Raw genomic sequence first — 11927 nt, forward strand, 5'->3', positions numbered from 1 at the left:
CTGCTTGAGTGGTTTCGGTGATGTCGTCACCGGATGCAGTGGTGTAGCTATAAGCTAACGTGACAATGCTACCCACAGGAGCCGGATCGCTCAGTGTCACGGTGTACTCTGTGGTGGTGTCGCCTTCTACAACATTCGCTGGACCAGTCATGGTTACCGTAACGGTATCTTCTGGACCAGGGTCAGTTTCATCACTAATGGTGGTGTCGACGAAGGCATTTGATACATCTAATGCCTCAAAAATCGGATTGCTATCGCTATCGACAATACCCGATACACTTACGCGGAATACTTCATCGCCTTCGGCATACACATCGTCCACGGTATCGATGGTAAATGTGGCGGTCACACCATCCGCCCCAATAATCGCTTGAGTGGTTTCAGTGATGTCATCACCGGATGCGGTAGTGTAGCTGTAAGCTAAGGTCACGATGCTACCCACAGGAGCCGGATCGCTCAGTGTCACGGTGTACTCTGTGGTGGTGTCGCCTTCTACAACATTCGCTGGACCAGTCATGGTTACCGTAACGGTATCTTCTGGACCAGGGTCAGTTTCATCACTAATGGTGGTGTCGACGAAGGCATTTGATACATCTAATGCCTCAAAAATCGGATTGCTATCGCTATCGACAATACCCGATACACTTACGCGGAATACTTCATCGCCTTCGGCATACACATCGTCCACGGTATCGATGGTAAATGTGGCGGTCACACCATCCGCCCCAATAATCGCTTGGGTGGTTTCAGTGATGTCGTCACCGGATGCCGTGGTGTAGCTATAAGCAAGCGTGACGATGCTACCCACTGGCGCTGGATCGCTCAGCGTCACGGTGTAGTCTGTGGTGGTGTCACCTTCTACGACATTCGCTGGACCCGTCATGGTGACCGTAACGGTATCTTCCGGACCAGGATCCGTTTCATCGCTGATGGTGGTGTCGACGAACGCATTGTCTAAATTCAGTGCTTCAAATATAGGATTGCTGTCGCTGTCGACAATGCCTGATACGCTGACGCGGAAGACTTCATCGCCTTCCGCGTAAACATCGTCCACGGTATCGATGGTAAACGTCGCTGTTACGCCATCGGCACCAATAATGGCTTGAGTGGTTTCGGTGATGTCATCACCTGACGCAGTGGTGTAGCTGTAAGCTAAGGTCACGATACTACCCACAGGAGCCGGATCGCTCAGTGTTACGGTGTAATCCGTGGTGGTATCACCTTCTACGACATTCGCTGGACCGGTCATGGTGACGGTAACCGTATCTTCTGGACCCGGATCGGTTTCATCGCTGATGGTGGTGTCGACGAACGCATTATCGAGGTTCAGTGCTTCGAAGATAGGATTGCTGTCGCTGTCCACAATACCCGATACGCTGACACGGAACACTTCATCGCCTTCGGCATACACATCGTCCACCGTATCGATGGTAAACGTGGCAGTTATGCCGTCGGCACCAATAATGGCTTGAGTGGTTTCAGTAATGTCGTCACCCGATGCGGTAGTGTAGCTGTAAGCTAAGGTCACGATACTACCCACAGGAGCCGAATCGCTCAGTGTTACGGTGTAATCCGTGGTGGTGTCACCTTCCACCACATTCGCTGGACCTGTCATGGTCACCGTAACCGTATCTTCTGGACCTGGGTCGGTTTCATCGCTAATGGTGGTATCAACAAAGGCATTTGATACATCTAATGCCTCAAAAATTGGATTGCTGTCGCTATCGACAATGCCTGATACGCTGACGCGGAACACTTCATCGCCTTCCGCGTAAACATCATCCACGGTATCAATCGTAAACGTGGCGGTTATGCCGTCGGCACCAATAATGGCTTGAGTGGTTTCGGTGATGTCATCACCTGACGCAGTGGTGTAGCTGTAAGCGAGCGTGACGATGCTGCCCACAGGTGCTGGATCGCTCAGCGTTACGGTGTAATCCGTGGTGGTGTCACCTTCCACGACACTCGCTGGACCGGTCATGGTTACGGTAACCGTATCTTCTGGACCTGGGTCGGTTTCATCGCTGATGGTGGTGTCGACGAACGCATTATCGAGGTTCAACGCTTCAAAGATTGGATTGCTATCGCTATCGACAATGCCCGACACGCTGACACGGAACACTTCATCGCCTTCCGCATACACATCGTCCACCGTATCGATGGTAAATGTGGCGGACACACCATCGGCACCAATAATGGCTTGAGTGGTTTCGGTGATGTCATCACCTGACGCGGTGGTGTAGCTGTAAGCGAGCGTAACGATGCTACCGACTGGCGCCGGATCGCTCAGTGTCACGGTGTAGTCCGTGGTGGTATTACCTTCTACGGCATTCGCTGGACCTGTCATGGTCACGGTAACCGTATCTTCTGGACCTGGATCAGTTTCATCGCTGATGGTGGTGTCGACAAAGGCATTATCGAGGTTCAACGCTTCGAAGATTGGATTGCTGTCGCTATCGACAATGCCAGACACGCTGACGCGGAACACTTCATCGCCTTCTGCATAAACGTCGTCCACCGTATCAATAGTAAATGCGGCGGTCACACCATCGGCACCAATAATCGCTTGAGTGGTTTCGGTGATGTCATCACCTGATGCAGTGGTGTAGCTGTAAGCTAAAGTCACGATGCTACCCACAGGAGCCGGATCGCTCAGTGTTACGGTGTAATCCGTGGTGGTGTCACCTTCCACGACATTCGCTGGACCTGTCATGGTGACGGTGACCGTATCTTCCGGACCAGGATCCGTTTCATCGCTGATGGTGGTATCGACGAACGCATTGTCTAAATTCAGTGCTTCTTGCTATCGCTATCCACAATACCCGACACGCTGACGCGGAACACTTCATCGCCTTCGGCGTACACATCGTCCACCGTATCGATGGTAAACGTAGCGGTCACACCATCCGCACCAATCACTGCTTGAGTGGTTTCAGTGATGTCATCACCGGATGCAGTGGTGTAGCTGTAAGCTAAGGTCACGATGCTACCGACTGGCGCTGGATCGCTCAGTATTACGGTGTATTCGGAAGTAGTTTCACCTTCCGAAACGCTATTCGGGCCGGTCATATTAACGGCTACAGTATCTTCTGGCCCTTGCTCTGCCTCATCTGTAATCGTTGCAACACCCGTAACTGGAGTAAGCTGTTCTGGCGTTGAACCGGACAAACTGAATGTTTCCGATCCTTCCGCTAAATTATCATCAATGGTATCCAAGCTAACCGTAAAAGACTCTTCCCCAATCGGAAGAGAAACAGTGAACGATCCATCATCATTCACCTGAATTTCTTGGGTGGTTCCGTCGGATAATGTAATTAAAACCGTTGTATTTACATAATCTGCACCAACATCGCTCGCCGCCCCTCCCAAAGCAGAACCATCATTAAGGGTAAACTCAATGGTAGTTTCTTCTTCCGTTGGTTGATTAAGGGTAACGTCGAAAGAGACTTGCTGCCCTTCATCTACTGCAGGGCTAGAAATATCTTGCACCGTAATTGTTACTGGAATCGGAATTCCTGTCGGAGCTGGTGCCTGAGTTGGAGGGAGAATGTCCAATAAAGTTAGAATCTGAGTGGTTGAGAATCCCGCTCCTTCAGTGCCAACTGTCTCAAAGTTGGTACTAGCGAGCAATTCTGTCCCTGTTCGTGCAACATTCCCTGTTGTCTGAGGACTAGACCCATTTGCTTCGCCCGCTGCGGTTTCAAACTCTTGACCTAGTTGGGTCGGGTCTTGCCCCGCTGCAATAGCTTCTATCAACGCAGTAATATCACCAGTTACATTGATGGAACTGCCTTGCGGTGTCACTTGCTCAATGACCAGTTCTGAAGTGTCTGAAACTTCGTTAATAATTAGCTCCCCTGGTTTAGGCAACTGTCCTTGTTCGAGGGTTCTAATTTCCCCATCGAGACCGATAACTACAATATTACTCATCAATGAGCCAAAAGTTACTCGTTCCATATCTACCTCGCCCCACTTTGAACTAAGTCAAAAGTTTGTCACCCCAATATTTACGTCTATAGTTTAGTCAAAATCTTCATATTTTCGTTGTATGTGCAAGGGGCGATGTGCTGATTAACTCAAGGGGCGGGGTTACAGGTGCAGCAAGGAATTGCACAGGTCGTGGAATGCTATGATATTAAGAAATCAAGCTTTTCTCTTGCTTAAACACAAACGGTTGCCAAGCAACATTTTGCACATGTGCTAAGGTTTAATCAGGCGAACTTCTGGATATTCTAAACAAAAGCCTAGGTTTAACAGTAGGTTGATAATTTACTTACTCAAACACTGTTATTTGTGATGTTTTATCTCAAATGTGAGATGAAACAGCAAAAAGCAACACGATTTTTTAGGAGAAACACCGTGAAATGGAACCGACTAAGTATTGCTTGCTGCTGTAGCTTAATAGTGTCTATACCCGTTTTCGGTCAAACTTTAGAGCAAGCCGTGGCATTAACGTTAAAAAATAACCCAGATATCAAAAGCGCATTTAATGAATTTGAGAGCCGAAGGTACATCAATGAGGCGTCAACAGGCGCCTATTTGCCTTCTCTCGATCTTGATGCGGGCATTGGTTACGAAGGCCTCGACCCATCTGATGAAGTCGGACGAGGCAACACTGACTATACGAGAAAAGAAGCGTCTATCACCCTAACCCAATTAATTTGGGATGGAAGCGCGACATTAAACGATATTGACCGTACCGCTGCTGATGCAGAATCGGTGCGATTCCAACTGTTAGCTGATGCTTCAGACAAGGCATTAGAAGTCACTAAAGTCTACTTAGATGCGGTAAAGGCTTATGAAGTCTTAAAGCTGTCTGAGAACAATCTTGCCGTTCACAAAGACATCTATACGGACATCAAAAAACGCGTCACTTCCGGCATCGGCTCTACTGCGGACTTAACACAGGTTGAAGCACGTTTAGCGAAAGCGCATGGTAATCTGGCAGCTGCACAAAACAACCTTTACGACTCCCACACAATGTTTACCCGCTTGGTGGGGCAAACGCCACAAGGGTTAATTTTTCCAAGAGCTGATCAGAACTTTATCCCCTACACCGTCGATGAAGCGGTTGGTTTGGCATTTGAATTACACCCCGTAATTCAAATCGCATTGGCGGATGTGGACTCTGCCAAGTTCCAATACAAACAATCGAAAGGCGTTAACTACCCGACGATCTCGATTGAAGCTTCTCAAACTTGGAAAGACGATGCGGATGGCTTAAAAGGTCGAAGCGATGAAACTCTCGCCATGTTGCGTTTACGCTATAACTTGTTCAACGGCGGTAGCGATGCGGCAAATTCAGAAAACTTCGCATACCAACTCAACAAAGCGAAAGACTTACGTGAAGGCGCGTACCGTAATGTTGAGGAAGGACTTCGCTTATCTTGGAGTGCTCTGGACTTAACGCTGCAACAAAAAGAATTTTTAGCAGACCACGTTGATTCGGCAGCTGAGACGGTCATCGCGTATGAAAAGCAATATCGAATCGGTAAACGAACCTTACTAGACGTTCTGAACACTGAAAACGAGTTGTTTGAAGCGCGTAAAGATTATCTTGATTCAAAATATGCAGAGCAATATGCCAAATATCGTGTGATGAACGCAACTGGCCAATTGTTGAGTGCGTTAAGAGTCGAAATGCCGAAAGAATGGCTAGAAAAAGTGGAGTATTAATTATGAAAAACATAACTATTATTGCACTGTCATTAGTTGTTGCTGCATGTAGCTCTTCGAGTGAGCGAGGCGACGAATACGATTACATCGACACTCCTATTGCAGATCAATGGGCCGACCACCAAGATGACGACAGCGACGGTGTCATTAACCAGCGCGATTTATGCCCGGGCACACCATTAGGTGCGGAAATTGATAATGATGGCTGCGGATCTTACGCAAACTCATCACAACAAATGCAAATTCGAGTGTTATTTGCGAATGATTCAGATGAAATCAACCCGGTTTTCGCGAAGCAGATTCGAGAACTCTCAGATTTCTTGAAAGAATACCCAAGCACATCCATTGAGTTGCAAGGTTACGCGAGCCGCACAGGAGGGTCTGAGCACAATTTAGATCTCTCCAAACGCCGAGCAGAGAACGTAAGAAAGGCTCTGCTTCAAAACGGTATTACTCCTGATCGAGTTACTATTGTTGGCTACGGCGATACGGTTTTAGCAACAACCGGAACAGACGAAGTAAGCCATGCTTTGAACCGACGTGTGACCGCAACAGTAGTAGGACATAAAGGTGAAGTGAAAAAAGAATGGACCATTTTCACCACACTTCCAAAAAGCTAACTATTCAAGAACATCAAAAAAGGTCTAGCAATTGCTAGACCTTTTTATTAGAGGCTGATTTGTCACTACATGTCTTTGTATTGAGAATCGAGACTTGCTATCAAATGTTGTGTGATATCATCCACGCTCGCGCTATTGAAGTGGATATCTAATGTTGAGCTACCTTTAGTAATACTCAAATTCGTATCTGCGCTGCCATCTTGACTTACTTCAACATGATAGCCGCCAGCGTCTCCTGTATGACTACCTGATTGTAAATCACTTAACAGATCGCCTACTTCATCTTTCGATAAATCATCAAACAGATCGGAGAAGTCTAGAGAGTCTTCACTGCTAGAAAAATCTGTGACAGTGTCGCGTTCGTTGGCCACATCGATCCATTTGAAGATGTCCTCACCATCACCGCCAGTCAGAATGTCGCTGCCTAAACCACCAATCAAAATGTCATTATCTGCGCCACCGAACAGCTTGTCGTTTCCACCTTGCCCAAACAAGATGTCATTTCCTGCACCACCATAAATGGTGTCTGCTTGGTCATAATAACGAGATTGTTCAAACTCAACTTGGTTTTCAGTAATGTAGTGATGAACTTCCTCCTTCGTTACCAGAGCAACATCTTTCCCCAGTTGAGAAGCTACATAGTTTTGTAGCGCAGAAACACCTTGCTCTCCATTGATATCAAAACGAATCGCATCACCAAAAATGATGTCGTTTCCATCAAGGCTACTAATCTCATCCTTGCCTTGCATTAATGACACTTCTTTGCCGAGAATCACTTCTGCAAGTTGATTAACATCGATGTTAGTTCTTACAACACCATCAGAGTCAAAGTGTTTCAACGAATCTTCATCTAAGTCATGACCAAGACCGATCGATCGAACCTCACTAAGTTCTTCCAATGCCTGATATGCGTTATTTGCTTGATGAAGTACATACGTTTCATAATCGTAATAACTATGATTACTTGTCATCTTCCCTAACAACTCACCTGTCGAAAGCGAATAAACGAGTGAGTTACTATCTATCACCGTCTTATTGTCGTAAGTTACAACATCACCAGTTTTGTAATCCGCTGGCAACACATCAGCTAACGTTACCAGTTTGTTGTTTTCCACTCCAAGAACAATGCTATCCATTTGGTTTATGTTATTTGCATCATTCACAGTAGCTTGGTTTGGACGGCCATCAGAAATGAAATAGCTTAAATTCGTTGCGCCACTATCAGCACTATCAAACCAATTCAATGCTGATTGGAAGCCTGCTTCATAGTTTGTGTTACCGTCGCCGCGCTTCACAATTGCGTCCAATATTGATTCTACTTGAGACTTAGCGTTGTCAGAGCTCAAATCCAACTCGAGCACCTGTTTGCTCTCAGTGGAAAAAGTGGTTAATAAAACGTTCACTTTGCCCGAATGAGGTCCACTCGCACTTTCGATCAGAGTATTCAGCACTGTTTTTAGTTCAGTTACCGCACGGCCAACGTCGTAACCCATACTGCCAGACGTATCGAGCATAAAGGCAATGTTGTAATCCTGACCTTCGACAATTTGTAACCCTTGAACATCACCAACGATCACGTCGTTATCATCGGACCCAACTATGTTGTTATCACCATGCGTACCAGAAACAAACTCATAATCACGGACTGAAACAGAAGCCGTGTCCGCTCCCATTTGAGTATTGTTATTAACTTCAACACTTCCTGCCGTCGCTGTTACATCAAAATCTAACGAGCCATTGTAATCTGCTGGTACAGTAATCGTACCGCTTAGTTGATGACTGGTTTGATTTGGTTCACTTGAAAGGTCAACCGTGTAAGAACCATCGCTGTTTTCAGTAACCGTTTTGCCATTCACCTCTAATGTTAGCCCTGAAGGGATTCCCGTTAAGGTGACGCTATCGTTAATGAATGACTCACTGCCATCCACATCGATAAGATCAAGGTTCAGCTCAAAAGAGACTTGCTGCTCTGTAAGTACAACATACTCTCCTGTGTTGTTATCTAGCTTGATAATGGCATCTTGGAAGATAAGCTGTTCAATTTCATAAAGGTGGTCACCAGACTCTTTATGAGTGCTCGAAACAACATCTTTTGTATCAATAAATCGACTATCTTCGACAATCCAATACGGGACTTCTGAGTGGTCAGATGCTGGGTAATAGCTGAAGTCGTAATCAGACAACTTACCAGAGTAAACAACTGTGTCAGTCTCAGCTTGATCGTCTAATGAACCAATACCGCCATAGATAGAATCATTACCTCCTCCAGTCACAAAGATATCACTGCCTTGAGCATCAACGTTGGCACCTGCTTGTTGATCACCTACAAAACTCAGTGGTGATTCAGTGTCTCCGCTTAGCATTAAGTCGTTACCAGCATGACCATTATTAAACGCTTGTGTCACCACATGTTCAAAGTCAAGCCCTGGTAAATTACTTGCCTCAAGCAGATCTTTAAGTTCTTCGTCTGTAGACCAGCTTCCGCCTAATGTCACAGGTACAGACGTTACTGGACCGAAAGTAAGGTCAATCTTAATTGGGTCCGCGACAGGCTCTATGTCGATACTCAACGTACCTGAAGCAGAAGAATTGCCATCACTAACAGTGAAATGAATCTGCTCGTAAGTATCCAAGCCGTTCCCAACACCATCTTTATCGAAAACATTTGCACCAGATTCATGTTCAGCCGGAACATAGCGAACAAGACCATTTTCGATATCAGAAGCGAGTACACTGCCAGAAACCGCTTCCCAACCATCAGAACCCTTCACTTGTAGTGAGCCATTTAGAGCAGAAGTGTCAAACTCAACACTTACCCCACTGTCAACGACTCCTAAATGTTCTAGTGTGATAACAATCGCTTCGTCTTCTAATCCGGAAATTTCGTTGCTTTGAACCGTTGGCGGAACATCATTATCATCAATATAGCCAACGCCAGATACATCTCCGACTTTAATCACAAGGCTTTCTGTTGATTCAACCAACTGATCATCAATGCTTGGAATGGTAATCTCAAAGCCATTCACACCGGCTGGAACAATAAGGTATCCGCCCAAATACTTCACGCCATTAGTAAAAGTTGCGTTCGACAAATCAATGTCTTGAGAGCTCGTACTAGAACCCTCTGCAGAGAAATCCACTTGATACTTAACGGTCTGATCTGTTGCATTATTTAGAGAAACAGAAAATGTGACATTGTCACCTTCAACAACAGTAGCACCTGTAATGCTCTGCACCGCAGGTCCATTTTCCGCAACATTACCATCTAGCATTTCGTTAACGATATTGACTGTAGATGGATCGCTAACGCCACTTTCAGAGTCGACTGCCACATATCCAAAGCTGTCTTCGGCAGGAACACCTTCTACATAACGTAACTCCCAGTTACCTTCATTTTTCGTAGAAAAATCTAACTGAGTAATGACCGAACCTTCAGGAAGAGCTAGATCTTTCCCATAACCAACGCTTGTTTCTTGGAATAGCATGAAGTTGCCTTTAGGCTTCAAAAACTCGAACGTTTGAGTCTGTTGGACATTATTTGAATCTAAGTATGTAACCGTAATAAGCGCTGCGTTGTCATCACCGTAATCAAACAATCCACCTAATCCATCTAGGCCAAGGTTTACGGAGCCCACAGGATTATTAGACAAATCGATCGTAATCGTTTCACCCTTCTCAATACCCTGCCCGTCATTGTCAGCGATACCATTGCCGATGTGTGACACCTGACGGTTGTATTGCGCAAGTTCACCGCTATCAGAGGAAATCGTGATAGAGGCTCCATTTGCTAAATGCTCAATACGGGAATGTGATGGTCCACCATCCTCACTTAATCCCCAGTTATTGAAATCTGATGTAGATTCTGAGCCATTAGGCGTATTTGGACGATCTTTGATACCTAATAAGAAGCCAACATTATCAGCTTCATAGTAAAGACTGTCTTTGTCATAAAGCGTATCGCTTACTTCTTTAATTTCGTGCAACTCACCGTCACTATCTTTAAAGAACAACGTACCTGATGTTGGCAGTTCAGTAATCCGGACATGTAGATCGTTGCCTTTTAAGTCGTCTTCAACATCCGCGATATGATCCTTAGAGTCACCGCTCCCCAGAGGTTTAGTATCGGTATCAAACACAACGTGCGTAAGCTGATCATCGGCGACATGCGTAAAGTCTTCACTTTCAGGCTTGTCGTTTACTGGTGTCACATTGACCGTGACGGTGGTGGATTCTGACACTCCACCTGATGTCACGACGTAAGTGAAAGTATCTTTACCTACGTAGTTATCATCTGGTGTGTAGGTCACCGTACCATCGTTGTTTACGATGACGGTGCCATTTTTAGGACCATTCTCAGCGTCCAGTGACACCACTTTATCAGTGCTTTCAAACGTGTCGTTACCTAAGACGTTAATGATGGTTGGTGTGTCTTCGACTACATCCGCGCTATCAGCCTCGATGTCGACTACTGGTGCAACCGTAAAGTCCACCGTTTGGTTAACGCTTTCACCGCTTGGGTCTTTAGCTGTAAACGTAATTGTCTCTTTGCCATTCCAATCCGCTGTCGGAGTGATTGTGGCGACGCCATTCACAATAGAAATTTGGATGCTGTTATTGCCAGAGACTGAGAATTCTAGCGAGGAATCAGAATCTTTGAATACTTCATTCAAGTCGATCGTGTATGTATCGAAATCTTCCGATAACACTTGGTCTGCAATGGCATTTTCAACAGCCGGTGCATCGTTGACACGATTCACAACCAAACTATCACTGTCACTAGCCATTGGATTAACACCATCCGATACTGACGCGCTGATAGTCAGATCTTTAAGGTTAAGTTCATCATTGTTAACTGCATCGACGCCCACTTGAGTCAGCTTGACTTCATTGCCAACCAACACGAAGTAGCCGTTTGAGTTGTTTTCTAAAGAAACGGTTAATTGGTCTTCAGGCGTGTCAGTATCACGAACCGTTAAGGTTGCGACTACCGTATCAGTGTTCACTCCATCTTCAGTGATGCTTTCTACTGCATCAACCTTGATGGTTGGCGCATCGTTCACTGGATTTACTGTAACAGTTACTTTCGCTTCGTCGGTCAATTGACCGTCCGTTACGGTGTAGGTAATTTCAGCGTCACCATTGAAGTTTTCGGCCGGTGTGAACACCAGTTTGCCGTCAACAATCTCGACTGTACCTTGGTCACTCGGCACAGACGCCGATTGGATAGACAGAGTATCACCATCTACATCGGTGTCGTTTGGCAGAACATCGATAGTAACTGCGGTGTCTTCTTGTGTCGTAGCGATATCATCTTTCGCCACTGGCGCATCGTTGACCGGTGTTACATTGACTTCAACGGTGGTGGATTCTGACACTCCACCTGATGTCACGACGTAAGTGAAAGTATCTTTACCTACGTAGTTATCATCTGGTGTGTAGGTCACCGTACCATCGTTGTTTACGATGACGGTGCCATTTTTAGGACCATTCTCAGCGTCCAGTGACACCAGTTTATCAGTGCTTTCAAACGTGTCGTTACCTAAGACGTTAATGATGGTTGGTGTGTCTTCGACTACATCCGCGCTATCAGCCTCGATGTCGACTACTGGTGCAACCGTAAAGTCCACCGTT

General features: G+C 46.0%; 3 protein-coding genes and 1 pseudogene. 2 read left to right on the forward strand and 2 right to left on the reverse strand.

The features are described 5' to 3' along the window. Positions 1–3957 (reverse strand): annotated as a pseudogene (locus NL646_RS23000) (beta strand repeat-containing protein); the annotation flags it as partial. Positions 3958–4359: 402 nt separating this feature from the next. Here NL646_RS23000 and NL646_RS23005 point away from each other — a divergent pair. Next, positions 4360–5676 (forward strand): TolC family outer membrane protein, encoded by a 1317-nt coding sequence (locus NL646_RS23005; protein ID WP_024103885.1) that lies wholly within the window; start codon positions 4360–4362, stop codon positions 5674–5676. A 2-nt stretch (positions 5677–5678) separates the two neighbouring features. After that, positions 5679–6296, forward strand: a complete 618-nt coding sequence (locus NL646_RS23010; RefSeq protein WP_005464220.1) for an OmpA family protein — start codon at positions 5679–5681, stop codon at positions 6294–6296. A 65-nt stretch (positions 6297–6361) separates the two neighbouring features. Here NL646_RS23010 and NL646_RS23015 read toward each other — a convergent pair. After that, the coding region (locus NL646_RS23015; RefSeq protein WP_253664738.1) for a tandem-95 repeat protein at positions 6362–11927 on the reverse strand (5566 nt) is incomplete at its 5' end.

This window comes from Vibrio sp. Y20_XG_PY13, from assembly GCF_024181925.1.
Lineage (GTDB): Bacteria > Pseudomonadota > Gammaproteobacteria > Enterobacterales > Vibrionaceae > Vibrio > Vibrio parahaemolyticus.

What these genes read in the sequence shown, in the direction of transcription:
- NL646_RS23010 (WP_005464220.1), top strand. Translation starts at nt 5,679, where the DNA reads ATGAAAAACATAACTATTATTGCACTGTCATTAGTTGTTGCTGCATGT.